This window comes from Parabacteroides sp. Marseille-P3160 (assembly GCF_900162725.1).
Lineage (GTDB): Bacteria > Bacteroidota > Bacteroidia > Bacteroidales > Tannerellaceae > Marseille-P3160.
Map to the genome: position 1 here is coordinate 1,633,303 of NZ_LT799418.1, position 20,066 is coordinate 1,653,368.

The window sequence follows — 20,066 nt, forward strand, 5'->3', positions numbered from 1 at the left end:
CCCGCCGATGGCGGATATAAGCTGAAATCGATTTTCATCCCGTCATAAATTGATTCCGGATTATCAAAGTAGAAATCTCTTTTGATATTGTGGCGGGCATTCCGAATATCGTTGTCCCAATTGCCTTCCCATACCGTATAAGAGCTAAGGTTTGTCGGACGTATCCAAGCAACTCCGCGTCCCAACGTATCTGAGTAACCTGTATAAACGCCGTTTATAAGTTCGCCTCTGAAGGCTTGTTTGCCATCGGGAGTATTTCCCATCCTGAAATAAGCAGGACCAAAGGCACGGGTTCCCCTGTTATTGGAACCTCCGTCAATCAATGGTTCGAACTGAAGAGCCTAAATCGTCTCCTTATTCTCGCTTAGGTTTTGATTTCCAAAGGCAAATAGATCCAGATAGACATCCCCAGTTCCAAATACGTCATTGGTCGAACCAAACCGTTCTGTCATTAGATGATATCCCAACTTTTCTATTACGGTTGTCGCGGCATTTACGGCTTGCTCATATTTTTTTTGAGCCAGGTATACTTCACATAATAATTGCCAAGCCGCCCCTTTGGTTATCCTTCCCGGATTTTCTTCTTTGCCGGGATCAGGGAGATACTGTGTTCCATAAGTTAGATCTTCTTCCATTAATTTATAAGCCTCGGAAGCGGGATCCCTGACAAAATCGGTTTTTGCGGAATTAATAACGTCTTTGACAATCGGCACATCCCCAAAGAAAGAAACCAAATGGCGATAAGCATGGGCACGGAAAAACATGGCTTCCGCCCGATAAGCTTCTTTTTGTCCTTCGGACGTCCAAAGGGCCGGATCTAATTCATCAATTGCTTTAATAAGCGTATTCGCTCTTTGGATCAGTCGGTAGGGGCGCTGCCAATACTCTTTTACATAACTGGATGCAGGTGTCAGATAAGTGACATAGTTGCATAAAAAACGTGTACTGTTGGGATCTTCCCCGTGAAAGGCGATATCCGTTCCTAATGCTTTGTAAATAGTTTCAATATCCTGATTTTCATCTCCGAAAAAGAAATTACGACGGAATGTCGCATGTAATCCGGTAATTCCTTGCTTGATTCCATTGATTGACGAGTAAGCATTTTCAGGGGCCAAAAAGTCTTTAGGATTTTCTTCCAGAAATTCGCTATCATTACATGAAGTAAAACATGTCAGTATGGCTACTAATAACGTCATATATATATTAATCCTTTTCATATCCATATAGATTAATTATTAAAATGATAATTTTAATCCAACCGTTAGGTTGCGCATTGTTGGTTGATTAAGAGATGCTGAATCATCTGTGACGATTTCAGGATCCCAACCTGACCAATCTGTCCAAGTGTAAAGATTTTTTCCTGCAACATAAACTTGGAGATTATCCAATTTCCCCAAATAATTTAAGACTTTTTTGTCGAAAGTGTAGGTGAGAGATACATCTTGTAACCGTACAAAACTTCTGTCTTCATATACGCCACTCGTTACAGCCGGCGAATTATAAATGCCTGTTGCATTGTTTACGCCATTCTCTGGAGTCCAGTACTGGCGAACCGCAGATTGATTGATTCTATATACATCATCGGAGCGTGAAGATACGTTTACAACATCGTAATTGTTCCTTAGATAATATCCGTTTCCTCCTTGTACTGAATTTATTAGAAAGAAAAGAGAAAAATTCTTATAGGTTAGCGTATTACTGATGCTGAACCGGTAATTGGGTGTTTTATAACCGATGATTGTTCTATCATTTACCGGGTCGATCGCATTATCTTTATTGATATCTACGTACTTATATTGACCGGGATACCAACCGCTGTATATATTTCCGGAATATAGATCTTTTTCAGTCCATAGGCCACCGTCTATTTTGTAATCATAAATCGCTGATATCGGTTCGCCGACGAACCAGGAGTTGCCTATATCCTTGTCGTCCCCTCCTCCATATAATTTACTGATTTTATCTCTGTTTAAGGAGAAGGTTATTCCAGTATTCCATGCGAAATTTTTCTGATCAATATTCACGGTTTTCAGCTCAATATCTATACCTTTATTATTAATGCCTCCGATGTTAGTCCATATTTCTTCATAACCGGTGGACATAGGTAACTTTCTTTTAACCAATACATCCTGAGTTTTTGCCGTGTATACGTCGATTGAGCCGGATATGCGTCGATTAAACAGGGCATAATCAATGCCTAAATTATAGGAATTTGTCTTTTCCCAAGCCAAGGAGGAGTTTCCCATTGCGGAAGGATAAACTCCTATTGATGTACTGGACCCATAAACATAAGGATCGCTGGTCATTTTTGCAAAACTGGAATAACGTCCGATTCCTTGATTTCCATTTTGTCCATAAGAACCTCTGAGTTTTAAATAAAGCCATTCGGCATTATTGAGAAAAGATTCTTCAGATAAGACCCATCCCAAAGAAACAGAAGGCAGGGTGACAAATTTCTGGTCGGATCCGAATCCGGAAAATCCATCCCGTCTGACCGTCCCTGTAATCATGTAGCGGTTAAGATATTGATAATTTATACGTCCCATATAAGATACGCCTTGTTCCTGCCATGCTTTATTATCTGTTGTAGTCAACTTTGTTCCCAACTGCATGTTGTTAAATCCTAAAGCCGGATTGTCAAATCCTTCGGCAGTAAATGTATAGGATTCTCCGTTTCTTTTCTCTCTGCTATATAATAAAGTAGCATTGATGCTATGATCTCCAAATGTTCTCAGATAGGTAATGATATTATTGAATATCCAATTTCGTTCTTCTAAAGGTTTTTTCTCTGCTTTTCCCTTATTTGCTACTCCATCCGCAATGGTTTCCGGATAAAAAGTATTATTTTTCTGGTTATAATACGTATTTGAATAATTGAAATCATAAGAAAGTCCTTTAATAAACGGAATGTCAATTTTAGCATTCGCTACGAAAAACAAATTGTTTCTGACATCTACATTGTCGGCTTTGGTATATCCTAATGGATGGGGCATATAGCTTTCATCTGTCAGGTAAATCACATATTTTCTAGGATCACTCAAGTCATTATTCGCTAATGGGCTTGCTTTTCGTGCGGCATCCAGATTTGCATTGACTCCGGAATAATCACGATATGAGTAATTTACATTCAGACCGATAGAAAACCAGTCTGTGATTTTTGTATTGACTTTACTGTTAAAGGTATACCGTTTAAACTGGTCATTTTTGAGGATACCTTCTTCACCAATATACGATCCCGAAATGTAGTAATTTACTCGATTGCCGTTACCCGAAACGCTTACATCGTAATTCTCAATGATGGCATGGTCACGCATTACTTGATCTACCCAGTCGATCTCATTCCCTGCCAGATAATTTTCTTTTTCTTCTTCCCTTCTTAGGCGGGTGGCTACCACTTCACGATTTGTAATGTCAGGTCGTACCGGTTTGCCAACATCACTGGTCGGATTTGTTTTATACCAGGTATATAAATCCTGTTGATAATAATAATCCACCAGACGGATGGCGTATTGATCGGCGTTCATTACTTTCATCGGATTGTTTGTCATTCCTTGCACCCCTCGATACATATTTACCGAAATTCGCGGTTTTTCGGTCTTTCCCTTTTTGGTCGTAATAATGATAACTCCATTTGCGGATCTCGAACCATATACAGCGGCGGCACTTGCATCTTTCAATATATCGATGTATTCAACATCATTAATATTGATGTCGGTGATGGAGCCGTTGTAGATGATGCCATCCAGAACGATTAGGGGATCGTCATTTGCCGATAAAGATGTTTGACCCCGGATTGACAATTTCGCGTCACCTCCGGCAAGTCCGACCGGTTGGATATTTACTCCGGCCGTTGTCCCGGAAAGTGCCTGGGCAAGGGTTACATTCGGTATTGCGCTTTTTTCCTCCAGCGAAACCCGGGCGACTGCTCCTGTCAGGTCACTCTTTTTCATGGTTCCATATCCGATAACGATTACTTCGTCCAAACTTTGAGAGTCTTCTGCTAAAGTAATATTAATTGTCCTTTTGCTACCCACAACAATTTCTTGTGTTGTGTAACCGATATAGGAGAACACCAATGTGGAATTTCCGTTGGAAACATTGATGGAGAACTTCCCTTCGATATCGGTAATTGTCCCTTTATTTGTCCCTTTTTCTACGACATTAACTCCAATTAAGGCCTCTCCTTTATTGTCTTTAACAGTTCCCGTAATGTCCATGTCGGAACTGATTTGTCCGTTTACTTGGGATGATATCACTCCTATAAATAGAAGGTATGGAAGTATACGACTAAACAAATGAAATGAGAAAAACTGTTTTTTCATAACATGGTGATTTTTATTTATAGATGATTAGATTTAACTTTGGATAGAAAGAGTAGCATTTACTTTTCCATCCTATTAGTATTTTACCTGACATTAGGGAGACATTATTCCTCCCTCATGTTTTGATAAAAGGTGCACTCCCTCAATCTTTGATTTCGGAGTTTCTGTGTCCGCACACAATTTTGTTTATATATCTACTTATTCTGGCATAATTTATGTTTTTAGGTTAATAATAGGATTTCTATCACGTATAGATCTTAGATTCTGTTTTAGTTTAATTTTCTGTTGTTTCAAATAATAGTTTACTTCTTCTCGTACGTTGTGTCACCATCTGTTCTTTACTCTTCTGCTTCTTCGCAAGAAGCGGGAAAAACATTTTATATTACAGACGTTTCACTATTGTCAGTCAATAGCAGGGATGTAGTATTACTACATGTTGATTTTCATGCAGATATATACCCGATCTATTGTTTGGCCTTGCTTAAGCAATAGAAACGCCTTGGCGTTACGCCGGTTTAACTTTGATTAAAAATAGAAATGCCATGGCCATAGTAGGAAAAAGGCAATGTTATGCCACTGCTTTGGCATAAAAAAGAGTGTACTTGCTCTTTTATTTGTGAAACTTCAATTACTGAAGTAGAAATATTTTAGACGGCCGCCTGTATAACTGAAGTCAGTATAGATCTCATATCCTGTATCAAACCGAAGTCAAGTAAAGTAAGGATTCATAATTTCATTTTTTTATCTAATAATCAAATGATTGATTGTTTTTTTCTTTATGAACAGAAGATAAAGCCTCAAATATACATTTCTAGTAAAAATAGATTTAAATATTTGTTGTTTTTGAAAATGTTTATTAAGTTTGACCCGTTAATCTAAATAAAATACAATTCGCATCCACTTCTTGCGAAGAATGAGCCAAGGGTATAATTTTTGTCTATAAATGCCAGATTATAAGAAACTCACGTTACTATACTTATTTCGTTTTTCATATTCCATTAAAACCAGAATTTGCCTTTGTTCCGAAAGATAATAAGCTTAATTTGACAGGAATGTTAGAAATACCATAAATAGGGTATTTGCCTCCTTGATGGGATCACTTTACTTTGCTCCCTATAGAAAGAGATAGGTCTTCTCAAATAGACTACAATAGAATTCAAATTCACTATTGTCGGATATTTATTTAATCACATTCGGCTTCTAACTAATAAATTTTTAATTCGCTAAATATCAATAGTATGAGAGTATTTCCTAAATTTGTTCAACGGCGATGGGGTAAAATCGATTAGTGGATATTATCTTTGGTCGATCTTACAAAAAGAATTAGATTTAAATAATAATTGATTAAAAACGGTCATTGGTAACATAATTATTAGCAAAATGAAAAAACAAGAGGTTTTTATATGGGGAGGGATTTTCCTTTTACAGGGTTGCTTGACTAAAGCGATGGGGCAGGCGGAACATCCTAATATTATTTTTGTTTTGACGGATGATTTGGGATATTCCGATTTGGGATGCTATGGCAACCCGGTAATACGAACGCCTTTTTTAGATTCCATCGCAAGGATTGGAGTACGGGCGACAAATTATGCAGTAACCAGTCCTTCAAGTACCCCTTCCCGGGCCTCCTTGTTAACCGGAAGATACGCTTCCCGACTTAATTTGCCCGATCCGATTTCTCCGGGTTCTCCTTTAGGAATTGCAGACGAGGAAGTAACGATTGCAGAAATATTGAAAAGCGTGGGTTATAATACAACGGCAATCGGTAAATGGCATTTGGGTGACCGGCATGCTTATAACCATCCTGTTGCCCAAGGATTTGACTCCTATTACGGCATGCTGTACAGTCACGACTACAGGGATCCCTATGTACAAACGGATACGGTCATTAAAATCTTTAGAGATAGAACACCGGAGATCATCCGTCCGGCGGATTCTCTTCTTACTTCACTCTATACGCAGGAGGCTGTTAACTTTATCAGGAGGCAAAAGGAAAACAGTCCTTTTTTTATGTATCTGGCCTATAATATGCCCCATTTACCCGTTGGGTTTGCTGCCGCAGCCGAGCGACTGCAAGAAAACAGAAAATCAAGCGGTGAGTTAGGGGCTGTCGTAGAGGAATTGGATTTTAATCTTTCACAGCTATGGAAAACATTGGAAGAGCTGGGTTTCGCAGAGAATACGATTTTTATTTTTTCCAGCGACAATGGTCCGTGGATAGAATATCCGGAGCGAATGTCGAAGGACGGCATAACCGAACGTTGGCATGCGGGAGCTGCCGGAATTTTCAGAGGCTCCAAGGGACAAACGTATGAAGGAGGCGTACGGGTTCCGTTCATTATTTATTGGAAAGGCCATACCCAACCGGGATTTATTCCTGGCAATCCGATAAGCAATGTAGATGTTCTACCTACTTTGGCAGAATGGACTGGGGCTGGTTTGCCTGAAGACCGGGTAGTAGACGGGCAGTCAATCGCAGATCTCCTTACAGGAAAGGCAGAACACGAGCATTATGAACATCGTCCGATTTATCTGGTAAATCATGGCAAAGCCGAGGCTGTTAAAGATAAAGAATGGAAATACAGGAGAACAAGGATCGTCGATGAGACAAAGAGAGAGGTCGTTTTATCTGAACTATTTAACCTTAATAAAGATCCAAGCGAACGTGTAAATGTAATTAATGACTATCCTGAAAAAGCGGGAGAACTAAAAACTTTGCTCGATACTTTTCCTGGGGATAAATAAAGACACGTTTTTAACTGAAACTAAATAGCCGATGAATATAAGAACATTTAGATCAGTTTCTTTTGCTGCGCTTGCTGTTTCGGCAAGTGCAGCTGTTTATGCTGATAACCAGGGAAAAAACAAGCCCAATATCCTTATTATTCTGGCTGATGATTTAGGATATTCCGATTTAGGCTGTTATGGGGGTGAAGTACAGACTCCCAACCTGGATAAGCTGGCGGAAAACGGGATCCGGTTTACCCATTTCTATAATGCGGGACGCAGTTGTCCTACGAGAGCGTCTTTGTTGACAGGACTTTATCCTCATCAGGCAGGCATTGGGCGAATGACATTCGATGATCATTTGCCCGGTTACCGTGGGACCATGACACATAACGGAGTTACAATAGCGGAAGTTTTGAAAGAAGCCGGTTATCAAACAGGAATGATCGGCAAGTGGCATGTAGCCGAAACTCCGTTACGGCCGGATCAACGCCAATGGTTGGCTCATCAAGTGCGTCATGAAGAATTTGCTCCCAAAGAGAATTACCCGGTGAACCGCGGCTTTCAGGATTTTTATGGAACAATTTATGGGGTAGTCAATTATTTTGACCCGTTTAGTTTAGTCAATGGAGATCAACCTATGGATACGGTACCGGCGGATTATTATAGCACAATTGCTTTGACCGATAGTGCAGTGGCCTACATAAATCGCTACACAAAGTCTGATAAACCCTTTTTCATGTATTTGTCGTATCATAGTCCCCACTGGCCGTTGCATGCCCTTCCTGAAGATATCCGGAAATACGAAGATACGTACAAGGCCGGTTGGGATAAGATTCGTGAAGCCCGCTATGAGCGGATGAAGCAGTTGAAAATATTCGGTGATTCCGATAACTTTCTATCTCCGCGTCAGTTTCAGGATTCATGGGAAGAGGATCCTACGCAAGAATGGGATGCACATGCCATGGCGGTCCATGCAGCTATGGTAGATCGGATGGATCGTGAAATTGGGCGGGTTATGGAGACATTACGGGAGAGTGGGGAATTAAATAATACTTTGATCCTGTTTTTATCGGATAATGGCGCCAGCAATGAGGATTGCCAGAATTATTCCGAGGGAGAAAACGATCGCCCTGCCGAGATGCGCAACGGAGAAAAAATCATCTATCCGCGGAAGAAGGAAGTCTTGCCCGGTACTCAGAATACATATGCTTCGATAGGCGCCAGATGGGCGAATGTTGCCAATACTCCCTTTCGTTTTTGGAAAGCAAAAACGTATGAAGGCGGCATTTGTACCCCTCTGATTGCTTATTGGCCGGAAGGAATTAAACAGCCCAAAGGATCGATTGTCACGGAGAAAGGACATGTCATCGATTTGATGGCGACTTGTGTGGAACTAACCGGAGCTAACTATCCTACCGAATATCATGGATATCAGATACTACCCTATGCAGGAAAGAGTTTGGTTCCCCTATTTGAAAAGAAATATACGAGAGATGATAGAGATCTGTGTTTCGAGCATTTTAATGAGAAAGCTTTGATTGATGCTGAGGGATGGAAGATTGTTAAGCCGGCAGGTTCTAAGCAATGGGAGCTGTATGATTTGAATGCAGATCGTACGGAATTACATGATTTATCGGCTAAATATCCTGAACGGGTAAAAGAAATGGAACGTCATTATATGATATGGGAGGAACAACATATGGTAGTTCCTCGTCCTTGAGAGAATTTATTCTCTACATTCATTGCGGAATTTGAATAATTAATATATTGGTGTGATAAGCAAGGAGTAAGAAATACTATTAAGTAGAAAGGCATGATTAAGTTGCACGGTTGAGAAGCCTGTTGGACGGGGAAAAGCTTCGGGTAGAATCTACCCAATAGCTGTAAATTCCGGATTCATCTCATATGGACTTGGAGAATTTCTTGTCGGTATGCAGTAGGAGGGGATCTAAAGAGGCGGCAACGTTGCGGACAAAAGGGGTGGCCTCCGGCAGCATCTGGAGATGGTTCTCGTCGAAGGTGATGAGGCCGTCGCGGGCAAAGGCGGCGAGGGCCGCTTCGTCATAGCGGATCGTTTGCTTGATCTCTTCTGCCGGACGGTGGAAGTAGGCGGCTATCTCTTGCCAGTCGATATGGTAGTTGCACATCAATGTCTCGATGACCCTACCGGTGATTTGTTCTTGCGGATCGAGAAGGTAACCTTTGGAGACCGGCAGGCGGCCTTCTTCTATCTGGCGGAGATAAGTATCGAAATCTTTCGTGTTCTGGCTGTAGGAGTGCGCCAACTGGCTAATGCCTGTAACACCGAAGGCATAAACCTGTCCGGTCGTCCGGCGGGTACAGTAACCTTGGAAGTTACGATGGAGCGCCTTTTCTTTGACGGCATGGTACAGTTCGTCTTCCGGTAAAACAAAATGATCGAGACCGATGGACTGGTAGCCGGCCTCGCGGAGCAGAGCGGAGGCGTGCGTAAAGAGCGCCTCCTTTTGGTCGGTCGTCGGCAAGCCGGCCTCTTCCAGCTTCTTCTGCAAGGGATTAACCCAAGGAACATGCGCGTAGGAAAAGGTGACGATTCGGTTGGGACGGATGGTAATAGCACGCCGAATTGTTTCGGTGAAGGATTCGACGCTTTGAAGCGGGAGCCCGTAGATAAAATCCAGATTGACCGAAATATCTTTTTCCCGCATCCGGCTTACGATCTCTTCCACCGGTAAAAAGGACGGTTTACGGCGGACTGCCTTCAGCACTTCCTCGTTAAAATCCTGTATGCCGAGGCTAACCCGGTTGAAGCCGGCTTCCGGCAAAGCCTCCCAATATTCTTCCTTCAGATACCCCGGATGACATTCGATGGCGATTTCCGGCTGTTCGATGCAATCAAATTCATTTAAGATCTGTCCATTAAGCTCTTTCAGTATTTCGATAGGGAGCGAAGTCGGCGTTCCTCCCCCGTAATGTATCTGGGAAACCTTCCGGTCATGGGAAATAAGGGGAAAGACAAGTTGCATTTCTTTTTTGACCGCATCGATATAGTGCCGGACGGTTTTCCGGTCCCGCATCCGGATCGCGTTGCACCCGCAGTAATAACACATTTGGGAGCAAAACGGAATATGGATATAAAATGAAATCGCACGGGGTTCCTGCCGGTTCGATTCAAGGATCGCCTGTCGGTAGGATTCTTCCGTAAAACCTTCATGAAAGAAGTTAGCCGGAGGATAACTTGTGTATCTGGGGACAGGTACGCTGTATTTATTTAGAAGTTCCTGATTCATCAGTTCCTGTTTTTTTCGTCCTGTAGACTGTTAAAATATAAAGTAAGGAGAGGGTTGCAACACCGATCTCCGTAAGAAACAGTTTATCATAGCCGAATGTTCCGGCCAGTTTCCCGGCGCCGACTGCCATCAGCATACTGCTCAAATGGGTAATCACCGTTTGGATGGTGAAGTCCGTACCCTCATATCCTTTGCGGACGCAGTCCATTGCCGTAGTATAGACCACGATCGTGGAGAGGCCGTAACTCGCCCAAAGGAGGGAGATGCCGCAATGCAGTGTCGCCGTATTTATCGGGAACTCCGTCACCAGGAGATAAAAATAGAGAGTTGTCACCAGTGTGAGGGTCGCAAATAGGATCCGGGAAGTATGCCGTCCGATCTGGCGGACGATGAAACCTCCGGTAAAGGAAGCCAGGCAGCCGATAGACGTTCCCACAATACCGGACATAATTCCGATTTCTTTCATATTATATCCGTAATCCACCAGCATAGGCTTCAACATACTCAAGATTCCGATCAGACCGATATAATAAAGGAAAAGAAACAGGATTTGTTTCCAGATTCCCTTTTGTTTGAAAAAGCCGAACAAGTCGTCCGGATTGGCTTTCGGTAAGTCCTTTTTTACTAACGGTTCATCTAATTGCTTTTCCCTGAAGAAGAGTAAGGGAAGGAGGGAAATCACGACGAACAAGGCCAGGTAAGGTAGCAAATTGCCCCATCCCAGTTTGTTATAGAGCAGTAACAACAATCCCCCGCCTACCATAGCACCGGCGAAACTGCCCATCGACTGCATACTGTTTACTAAGCTTTTTTCTCTCTTTCCGAAAGAAACAACCGCTAACGCGTCCGTCGCTATGTCCTGCGTTGCAGAGGCGATGAAAGAGCAGACCACCAGCCCGATAATCAGCAGTGGGGTCACATGGAAGTCCAGGAAAGAAATGCAGAGAATCAGTATGGCATAAATGATCTCCGACGAAAAAATCCATCGTTTGTAATGTTTCAGTTGCGAACTGGAGCGGTCGATGGCGGGCGACCAGAGGAATTTCAATATCCACGGCAGTTTAAGGAACTGAAGCATGCCGATGATTTCAAGGGAAAAGTTCTGCTGCCGCATAATTACCGGCAATACCGTTGAGAAAAAGCTCATCGGTATGGATTGGGCGATATATAAACAGAAAAAAGTAAAAAGTTTGCTTCCCTTTTGAAGATTCAAATTCATGTATGATGCCGTTAAAATTTCAGGTTTACGTCTACGCCTACAGTGAACGGCCGTCCTTGCTGAGCGAATTGGTTCCCCATCGATTCGAAATAATAGGTAATATATTTTTCATTCAATATGTTTTTAGCCCAAATGTCGAGCGAGATATTTCCTTGTGTCAGGGAAATCCTGCCGTTGACCGTCTGGTAATAAGGCTGTTCCGATAGATTGTCCTCATTCCAATATAGTTTGCCTAACCCGACATATTGAATATTAAAATCAATCCGTTCCAGCCAATCTACAGCCGGCCTAACGGCATAGTTTATTGCGGCAGAAAACGTATTTCTCGGCACCAAAGGTAAGAAATTACCTCCATAATCAATTCCTTTTGCCTCGTCATATAGGAATTCTTTGAACTTCGCATGCGTATAGCCGTAATTCAACTGGATATTCATATCGTTTGCTGGCTGTATCTGCGTCATGACCTCCAGCCCCTTACTAACCGATTTGCCGGCGTTGCGCAGCTTGAATCCTTGTTCAGTCGCCCTTTTTTGTGAAATCTGCTGATCCCGCCAGTCGATGTAGAAAAGGGAAACTTCCGTATGGATCAGGTCCTGAAAGAAATTGAACTTGCCGCCGGTTTCATAGCTCCAACTCTTTTCAGGGCGAAATGTGCGGTCTTTCTCTTCCTCGGCTGTCGTGTTGAATCCACCCGCTTTATAACCATTGCTGACGGAGGCATAGACCATCCGGTCGGTGTTGAATTGGTATTGAAGTGAAACTTTGGGTGTTATTCTGGAAAAAGAATCGTTTCCCTTAATGGGATCGTTTGTGTGATGAATAGAATCGATTGCCGTAGTCCTGTTTTCCATTTCGGTGCGTTCCCAGCCGTAACGGATGCCGGCCGTCAATGCCAGTCCTTCCAGCAGCAAGTCCCGGAAGACGGATTGGTGGTAAAAAGCATAACCCATGCTCGGATTATCTACTCCGGTGATTGTTTCCTTATGAAGCTGATGATATTCCACATCGTTCTCCTGGTTATAGTTCTGGTAGAAACCGAAGGCGCCGAACAACCATTGGTACGAATGTTCCTCGTTTGATTTTAGGTTGAATTCCTGGGAATACATCTGCTGGCGGTGGGTAAAAGTGACGTAATATTTATCATCCACGGTAAAGTCCTGGTCGATTCCCTGTTTCCCGTCAAAGTACTGGAAAGAGGTCTGGGAGGAAAACCGGATTTCCGGCGTGGAATATTCGAGATTCAATCCGTTATTCGACATATTCCGGCGATAGAAAGAACGGGCGTCGTAGTTGACTTTGTCTACGGTGTTGTTTTCCGAATGGTAAATCCCGTACGGGTAGCCGTCCTGGTCAGAGTATTCGTAAGCCGAAGAAAGGTAGGCCACCCAGTCCGCATTGATTTGCCAGCCCAGGCGGATCCGCCCGGCAAAAGCATTCATCCGGTCTGCCTGCTTTTTGCGGTACAAGTTCTTGAAATAACCTCCCAGATGCTGGTAATTGGCTGAAACGGAATAACCGAATTTCTCTTTTACGTTTCCGCTATGGAAAAGATTCGCTTTGTATTGGTTATAGTTTCCGGTGGACACCCCGAGATCGGTTCCCTTATACCGGAAAGGTGATTTTGTATATACATTGATAATACCGCCCATGGCGTTGCGTCCGTAAATGGTTCCCTGGGGGCCGCGCAGCACCTCGATCCGGTCGACATCCTGTATGTTGAAATCGAAGGAAGAGCGGTCGAAGTATGGCACCCCGTCTACATAAAGCCCGACGGAAGGCGCGTTGATGCGCGAGCCTATCCCGCGGATATAAACGGGTGACGTCAGCTTGGAGCCATATTCCGGCATGAAAAAATTGGGGACAAAGGCATTGAGTTCCTTAATGGAAACGACATTCCGTTCTTTGAGCGATTCTTCGGTCAACAGGCTGGAAGATACCGGCAGCCGGGATAGATCCTTATTGTTTTTGAAGGCGACGATGACGACTTCTTTCGCCTGTACCGACATAGGGACGGAGTCGTTCTCCGAAAGCGGTCCGGAGGCTTCGGCGGCAAAGGAAACCGTTAAGAGGGAGAGGGCGAGTAACAATACGCTTCTTTTTTTCATGGTTTTAAGATGACTGAGTATGCAATTTGTTTTTGTTTGCAAAAGTAATCATGTCCCGGATAGGGGACAATCACTACATATAGTGATTCTTTTGCAAAAAGAAAAAATCGTACCTTTGCGTCATGTATGATTGCATCATTATAGGCGGAGGCATCAGCGGCATTTCCTTCGCCTGCCAGCTCAAAAAGGCCGGACGGAAAGTGCTGGTTCTCGAAAAGGAAAATGAGATCGGCGGCCAGATCCGGACGTGCCGTTCCGCCCTTTATCCAGATTACTGGATGGAACTGGGTTCGCATACCTGTTATAATACCTATGTTCATCTTCTCTCTCTTGTTGAAGACCTAAAGCTGGGAGATGAAATTTTGGGCCTGGACCGGTGCGCCTACAAATTATTTGCCGGCGGGGAAGTCAAAGGCGTTCAGTCGGAAATCTCTTTTTTTTCCCTGTTCCTGCACGGTCCCCGGCTCTTCTTTTCCTCCAAGGCGGGGAAAACGGTACGGGATTATTTCCGTCCGATTGTCGGCGCGACAAACTATGACCATTTGTTTTCCAAACTGTTCCGTGCGGTTATTTCGCAGAATGCTGATGAGTATCCTGCCGAAATCTTCCTGAAAAGACGGAAAGAGAGGCGGAAAGAGTATCCGCGCAAGTTCTCGTTCAAAGGCGGCTTGCTTTCTTTCCTGCGGAATATCGTAGAGAAAGGCGGCTTGCAAGTCCATACCGGGACGGAGGTGATGGAGGTCGCAAAAGAGGATGGAAAATACCGAATCAGTACGTCGGATGGGAAAGTCCTGGAGTCGCAAGCCGTCGCCTTAGCGACTCCCGCCCATATCACCGCCGGGCTTATCCGATCGTTGGAGCCGGCCATCGCCGACTATTTCCGGACGATCCCTCCCTTTCATTCCGAAACCTTGGACATCATCGTGAAAAAGGACGCGCTCACCCTTCCTAAGCTCGCGGGAATCATTCCGGTTTCAGACGAATTCCTTTCCATCGTAACAAGGGATGTCGCCGAACATCCTGAACTCCGGAGTTTTACCCTCCATGTGGAAGGGCAACGTACGACGGAAGAGGAAAAGCGCGCTATTCTCTGCCGGGTTCTCTCCCTCCGGCCGGAGGATATCCTGGAATCTTTTTCGACTACCCATTCGCTGCCTTCCCTTCGTTTGCCCCATACCCCCTTGCTCCGGAAGGTAGAAGAATTGCGAACGCAGGAGGATCTTTTCCTTCTCGGGAACTATTATTACGGTCTATCCCTCGAAGATTGCGTCCATCGCTCGTCGGACGAAGCCAAGCGGTTCGGGGCCTAAAATTGGTGCAAGCAAAGACATGGCTTGCGTGTTGGCATTTGAATGCTTCGACATACTGATTTCTTTTGTTTTGCACTGATTCTTTAATTTTCTATGGTCGGGCGAAGATCTTTTACCGGCCGGTAAAAGATCTTCGCTCCATCGGGAAAAATTAGATTGTTGTTACTGATAAAATAAAAAGGCACTGCTTCGGCAACGTTTTACCTATGTCCCGGCATGAAAAAGGGTTTATTGCCTTGTCGATAGCAAAATCCCGGAAGGGAGATTTCAATCCTAAACAAGATCGCGCATCTTTGAAAGGTAATGAACGTAAAACGATATTTAAAGTATTAATGTATTTTTTTTGAATAATTACGTTGAAGTTCTGTTTTTAACTATTTGAATATTATTGATGAAAACACTACCTTTGTAGGCTCTGGAATATCTCAATAGAATATTATGATATTATCATCACTAACTGCTATTTCGCCGATTGACGGCCGGTATAGGGAGAAGGTAGAAGGATTAGACGCTTATTTTTCAGAATATGCCCTTATTAAATACAGGGTGCGCGTGGAAATTGAGTATTTTATCACTCTGGCTAAGACAATCCCCCAATTGAAATCGTTGGATCTTCCGGCGGTGGAAGTTCCTTTGCGTAGGATTTACCAGGCTTTTTCCATTGAAGACGCCCAACGCATCAAGGATATTGAAAAAATTACAAACCATGACGTAAAAGCGGTGGAGTATTTCCTAAAAGAGAAATTCGACGGACTCTCGTTGCAGGATTATAAAGAGTTTATCCATTTCGGACTGACTTCACAGGATATAAATAACACTTCCGTTCCGCTTTCCCTGAAAGATGCATTGGAGGAAACTTATTATCCATCACTTCAGAAAGTAATCGATGTGCTGGCTGATTACGCAGAGCGCTGGAAAGACGTTCCGATGCTGGCCAAAACGCATGGGCAGCCGGCTTCTCCGACCCGCCTCGGGAAAGAGATCCGGGTCTTTGTTTATCGCTTGGAACAGCAATCGGCTTTGTTGAAGAACGTTCNTTGTCGGCGCGACAAACTATGACCATTTGTTTTCCAAACTGTTCCGTGCGGTTATTTCGCAGAATGCTGATGAGTATCCTGCCGAAATCTTCCTGAAAAGACGGAAAGAGAGGCGGAAAGAGTATCCGCGCAAGTTCTCGTTCAAAGGCGGCTTGCTTTCTTTCCTGCGGAATATCGTAGAGAAAGGCGGCTTGCAAGTCCATACCGGGACGGAGGTGATGGAGGTCGCAAAAGAGGATGGAAAATACCGAATCAGTACGTCGGATGGGAAAGTCCTGGAGTCGCAAGCCGTCGCCTTAGCGACTCCCGCCCATATCACCGCCGGGCTTATCCGATCGTTGGAGCCGGCCATCGCCGACTATTTCCGGACGATCCCTCCCTTTCATTCCGAAACCTTGGACATCATCGTGAAAAAGGACGCGCTCACCCTTCCTAAGCTCGCGGGAATCATTCCGGTTTCAGACGAATTCCTTTCCATCGTAACAAGGGATGTCGCCGAACATCCTGAACTCCGGAGTTTTACCCTCCATGTGGAAGGGCAACGTACGACGGAAGAGGAAAAGCGCGCTATTCTCTGCCGGGTTCTCTCCCTCCGGCCGGAGGATATCCTGGAATCTTTTTCGACTACCCATTCGCTGCCTTCCCTTCGTTTGCCCCATACCCCCTTGCTCCGGAAGGTAGAAGAATTGCGAACGCAGGAGGATCTTTTCCTTCTCGGGAACTATTATTACGGTCTATCCCTCGAAGATTGCGTCCATCGCTCGTCGGACGAAGCCAAGCGGTTCGGGGCCTAAAATTGGTGCAAGCAAAGACATGGCTTGCGTGTTGGCATTTGAATGCTTCGACATACTGATTTCTTTTGTTTTGCACTGATTCTTTAATTTTCTATGGTCGGGCGAAGATCTTTTACCGGCCGGTAAAAGATCTTCGCTCCATCGGGAAAAATTAGATTGTTGTTACTGATAAAATAAAAAGGCACTGCTTCGGCAACGTTTTACCTATGTCCCGGCATGAAAAAGGGTTTATTGCCTTGTCGATAGCAAAATCCCGGAAGGGAGATTTCAATCCTAAACAAGATCGCGCATCTTTGAAAGGTAATGAACGTAAAACGATATTTAAAGTATTAATGTATTTTTTTTGAATAATTACGTTGAAGTTCTGTTTTTAACTATTTGAATATTATTGATGAAAACACTACCTTTGTAGGCTCTGGAATATCTCAATAGAATATTATGATATTATCATCACTAACTGCTATTTCGCCGATTGACGGCCGGTATAGGGAGAAGGTAGAAGGATTAGACGCTTATTTTTCAGAATATGCCCTTATTAAATACAGGGTGCGCGTGGAAATTGAGTATTTTATCACTCTGGCTAAGACAATCCCCCAATTGAAATCGTTGGATCTTCCGGCGGTGGAAGTTCCTTTGCGTAGGATTTACCAGGCTTTTTCCATTGAAGACGCCCAACGCATCAAGGATATTGAAAAAATTACAAACCATGACGTAAAAGCGGTGGAGTATTTCCTAAAAGAGAAATTCGACGGACTCTCGTTGCAGGATTATAAAGAGTTTATCCATTTCGGACTGACTTCACAGGATATAAATAACACTTCCGTTCCGCTTTCCCTGAAAGATGCATTGGAGGAAACTTATTATCCATCACTTCAGAAAGTAATCGATGTGCTGGCTGATTACGCAGAGCGCTGGAAAGACGTTCCGATGCTGGCCAAAACGCATGGGCAGCCGGCTTCTCCGACCCGCCTCGGGAAAGAGATCCGGGTCTTTGTTTATCGCTTGGAACAGCAATCGGCTTTGTTGAAGAACGTTCCCATTTCCGCTAAATTCGGCGGAGCCACGGGGAATTTCAATGCGCATCAGGTCGCTTTTCCGGAACAGGATTGGTGTGCATTCGGCAACCATTTCGTCCGGGATGTTTTGGGGTTGCAACGGGAGGAGTGGACCACCCAGATTTCCAATTATGACAATCTGGCGGCGCTGTTCGATGCATTAAGACGGATCGACGTCATACTGATTGATTTGAACAGGGACTTTTGGCAATATATTTCAATGGAATACTTCAAACAGCAGATCAAGGCCGGCGAAGTGGGTTCCTCGGCCATGCCCCACAAGGTCAATCCGATCGATTTTGAGAATGCGGAGGGCAACCTGGGAATGGCGAATGCGATACTTACCCATTTATCCATGAAATTGCCGATCTCGCGCTTGCAAAGGGATTTGACGGATTCGACTGTCTTGCGCAACATCGGCGTACCGCTGGCGCATATAGAAATTGCATTTAAAAGTTTAACAAAAGGATTAGGAAAATTGTTATTAAATGAAGAAGTCCTGCGCCACGAGTTAGATGCCCATTGGGCTGTCGTGGCAGAAGCTATACAAACTATTCTTCGTCGGGAAGGTTATCCAAAGCCTTATGAGGCATTGAAAGAATTGACGAGAACGAATAAACAGATAACAGAGGTATCGATTAAAAAATTCATTGACTCGCTCCATGTGAGTGAAAAGGTAAAAGAGGAATTAAAAGCGGTGACACCGCTTAACTATTTAGGTGTTTAGTGTTAGTAAAGCAATCGTGAGATTGCATTGTCTTATTATCAATTGATTAAAAAAATGGCAACAGAAGAAAATGAAGGACAACCACGTCCAAGAAAGGTGATCCCGAGTATACGACGGGAAGGAACTGATTCGAGGGAAAACAATTATGAGCGAAAACCTTTTAACCGTCCGGAAAGAGAAGGAAATAGCTATGGAAACCGGAGTAACAACCGGGGGGCATACGGTGGCAACCATTCTTCGTATGAAGGAAATAGCTACGGCAATAACAGGCCGTCGTATGGGAACCGTCCGAGAACCGGAGGTTACAGCAATGAAAATTCATCTTATGGCAATCGTCCGAGCCGGCCTCGGATTAATGAAGGCCGGGAGAATGACTACAATCGTTCTTCCTACAACAGTTCGCCCAACTCGTATGACAGACCGCGCCAACCGAACCGTTATTCCCAATCGGGAGGAGGCTACGGAGGAAACAACAGTGGAAACTATGCTTCCGAAGATGCAAGCGGCGTACGCCGGAAACGACCGAGAGTAGGCGAGAGCAGCCGTGTCAACTCGTATGGAAATCGTGATTCACGTGATTCACGTGATTTCCGCGGAGGAGAAGGCGGAGGATACCGCCCGAGAACCAGCGGAGGTTACGGCAACCGTCCCCAAGGCGGCAACCGTCCCCCGTTCAATCAGAAACGGATAAGCCGTCCTTCTGCCGCTCCACAGCCGGTCGTTAAATATAAGGAACTGGTTACCGATCCGACGGCGCCGATTCGTCTGAATAAATACCTTTCCAATGCCGGAGTATGCTCCCGCCGGGAAGCGGATGAATTTATCCAGGCAGGTGTCGTGAAGGTGAACGATCAGGTCATAACGGAATTGGGAACCAAGATTACCCGTTTAGACAGGGTGATGTTCCATGACCAACCGGTGGAAATCGAAAGCAAGATCTACATCGTGCTGAATAAACCGAAGAATTGTGTGACGACTTCCGACGATCCGCAGGAACGCCGGACGGTGATGGATTTAGTGAAAAATGCTTGTCGTGAGCGCATTTATCCGGTCGGACGACTGGACCGTAATACGACGGGGGTTTTGTTATTGACTAACGACGGTGATCTGGCTTCAAAGCTGACCCATCCTTCCTTCAAAAAGAAAAAGATCTATCATGTATGGTTGGACAAGAACGTGGCGATCGAAGATATGGAGAAGCTGGCCAACGGATTGGAACTGGAAGACGGTGAAATTCATGCCGACGCGATCAGTTATGCGACGGAAGACGATAAAAGCCAGGTCGGTATCGAAATTCATTCTGGGCGGAACCGTATCGTACGGCGTATGTTCGAGACGTTAGGCTACCATGTCATTAAATTGGACCGGGTTTATTTTGCCGGATTAACGAAGAAGAATTTGCCTCGCGGCAAGTGGCGTTATCTGTCGGAAAGGGAAGTGAACGCGCTCCGAATGGGGGCTTTCGAATAAATAAGGAAAATATATTGTTCAAGCTTAG

11 protein-coding genes and 2 pseudogenes are annotated in these 20,066 nt (G+C 44.2%); 7 read left to right on the forward strand and 6 right to left on the reverse strand.

Translation table 11 applies throughout. The features are described from left to right. The 3 genes and pseudogenes from BQ8014_RS19355 to BQ8014_RS06545 form a co-directional block, all read right to left on the reverse strand. Window positions 1-323: pseudogene (locus tag BQ8014_RS19355) on the reverse strand (RagB/SusD family nutrient uptake outer membrane protein); the annotation flags it as partial. 18 nt (window positions 324-341) lie between these two features. Continuing rightward, on the reverse strand, window positions 342-1,217 hold the full coding sequence (locus BQ8014_RS06540; RefSeq protein WP_160150046.1) for a RagB/SusD family nutrient uptake outer membrane protein: 876 nt from the start codon (window positions 1,215-1,217) through the stop codon (window positions 342-344). A gap of 18 nt (window positions 1,218-1,235) precedes the next feature. Further along, window positions 1,236-4,322, reverse strand: coding sequence for a SusC/RagA family TonB-linked outer membrane protein (locus BQ8014_RS06545; protein ID WP_080903666.1), 3,087 nt, complete (start codon window positions 4,320-4,322; stop codon window positions 1,236-1,238). Between the two features lie 1,380 nt (window positions 4,323-5,702). Here BQ8014_RS06545 and BQ8014_RS06550 point away from each other — a divergent pair. Beyond that, window positions 5,703-7,067, forward strand: coding sequence for a sulfatase-like hydrolase/transferase (locus BQ8014_RS06550; protein ID WP_080903667.1), 1,365 nt, complete (start codon window positions 5,703-5,705; stop codon window positions 7,065-7,067). 31 nt (window positions 7,068-7,098) lie between these two features. Beyond that, complete coding sequence (locus BQ8014_RS06555; RefSeq protein WP_080903668.1) at window positions 7,099-8,772, forward strand: arylsulfatase; 1,674 nt, start codon at window positions 7,099-7,101, stop codon at window positions 8,770-8,772. Window positions 8,773-8,953: 181 nt separating this feature from the next. Here BQ8014_RS06555 and hemN read toward each other — a convergent pair whose 3' ends face one another. The 3 genes from hemN to BQ8014_RS06570 are packed head-to-tail and all read right to left on the reverse strand — an operon-like array spanning window position 8,954 to window position 13,645. After that, on the reverse strand, window positions 8,954-10,321 hold the full coding sequence (gene hemN, locus BQ8014_RS06560) for an oxygen-independent coproporphyrinogen III oxidase (protein WP_080903669.1): 1,368 nt from the start codon (window positions 10,319-10,321) through the stop codon (window positions 8,954-8,956). Further along, window positions 10,299-11,540, reverse strand: coding sequence for an MFS transporter (locus tag BQ8014_RS06565; protein WP_080903670.1), 1,242 nt, complete (start codon window positions 11,538-11,540; stop codon window positions 10,299-10,301). Before BQ8014_RS06565 ends, hemN begins: the two co-directional genes overlap by 23 nt. 11 nt (window positions 11,541-11,551) lie before the next feature. Then, a complete protein-coding gene (locus tag BQ8014_RS06570) occupies window positions 11,552-13,645 on the reverse strand; it encodes a TonB-dependent receptor (RefSeq protein WP_080903671.1) in 2,094 nt (697 codons plus the stop codon). A gap of 122 nt (window positions 13,646-13,767) precedes the next feature. On the opposite strand from BQ8014_RS06570, the gene BQ8014_RS06575 reads away from it, so the two are divergent. From BQ8014_RS06575 to BQ8014_RS06595, 5 genes and pseudogenes are all read left to right on the forward strand, one after another. After that, on the forward strand, window positions 13,768-14,955 hold the full coding sequence (locus BQ8014_RS06575) for a protoporphyrinogen/coproporphyrinogen oxidase (protein ID WP_080903672.1): 1,188 nt from the start codon (window positions 13,768-13,770) through the stop codon (window positions 14,953-14,955). Window positions 14,956-15,393: 438 nt separating this feature from the next. Continuing rightward, a pseudogene (locus BQ8014_RS06580) lies at window positions 15,394-15,984 on the forward strand (lyase family protein); the annotation flags it as partial. A 34-nt stretch (window positions 15,985-16,018) separates the two neighbouring features. Next, window positions 16,019-16,786 carry an FAD-dependent oxidoreductase gene (locus BQ8014_RS06585; protein WP_080903674.1) on the forward strand — a complete coding sequence of 256 codons (768 nt, stop codon included), beginning with the start codon at window positions 16,019-16,021 and terminating at the stop codon, window positions 16,784-16,786. Window positions 16,787-17,224: 438 nt separating this feature from the next. Further along, window positions 17,225-18,568, forward strand: coding sequence for an adenylosuccinate lyase (purB, locus tag BQ8014_RS06590; RefSeq protein WP_080903675.1), 1,344 nt, complete (start codon window positions 17,225-17,227; stop codon window positions 18,566-18,568). Between the two features lie 54 nt (window positions 18,569-18,622). Continuing rightward, on the forward strand, window positions 18,623-20,038 hold the full coding sequence (locus tag BQ8014_RS06595; RefSeq protein ID WP_080903676.1) for a pseudouridine synthase: 1,416 nt from the start codon (window positions 18,623-18,625) through the stop codon (window positions 20,036-20,038). Window positions 20,039-20,066: the final 28 nt, after the last annotated feature.

Excerpts from the sequence above, each read along its gene's own strand:
- BQ8014_RS06570 (WP_080903671.1), bottom strand. The coding sequence starts at position 13,645 with ATGAAAAAAAGAAGCGTATTGTTACTCGCCCTCTCCCTCTTAACGGTT.
- purB (WP_080903675.1), top strand. The coding sequence starts at position 17,225 with ATGATATTATCATCACTAACTGCTATTTCGCCGATTGACGGCCGGTAT.
- BQ8014_RS06545 (WP_080903666.1), bottom strand. The coding sequence starts at position 4,322 with ATGAAAAAACAGTTTTTCTCATTTCATTTGTTTAGTCGTATACTTCCA.
- BQ8014_RS06540 (WP_160150046.1), bottom strand. The coding sequence starts at position 1,217 with ATGAAAAGGATTAATATATATATGACGTTATTAGTAGCCATACTGACA.
- BQ8014_RS06550 (WP_080903667.1), top strand. The coding sequence starts at position 5,703 with ATGAAAAAACAAGAGGTTTTTATATGGGGAGGGATTTTCCTTTTACAG.
- hemN (WP_080903669.1), bottom strand. The coding sequence starts at position 10,321 with ATGAATCAGGAACTTCTAAATAAATACAGCGTACCTGTCCCCAGATAC.
- BQ8014_RS06555 (WP_080903668.1), top strand. The coding sequence starts at position 7,099 with ATGAATATAAGAACATTTAGATCAGTTTCTTTTGCTGCGCTTGCTGTT.
- BQ8014_RS06595 (WP_080903676.1), top strand. The coding sequence starts at position 18,623 with ATGGCAACAGAAGAAAATGAAGGACAACCACGTCCAAGAAAGGTGATC.
- BQ8014_RS06575 (WP_080903672.1), top strand. The coding sequence starts at position 13,768 with ATGTATGATTGCATCATTATAGGCGGAGGCATCAGCGGCATTTCCTTC.
- BQ8014_RS06565 (WP_080903670.1), bottom strand. The coding sequence starts at position 11,540 with ATGAATTTGAATCTTCAAAAGGGAAGCAAACTTTTTACTTTTTTCTGT.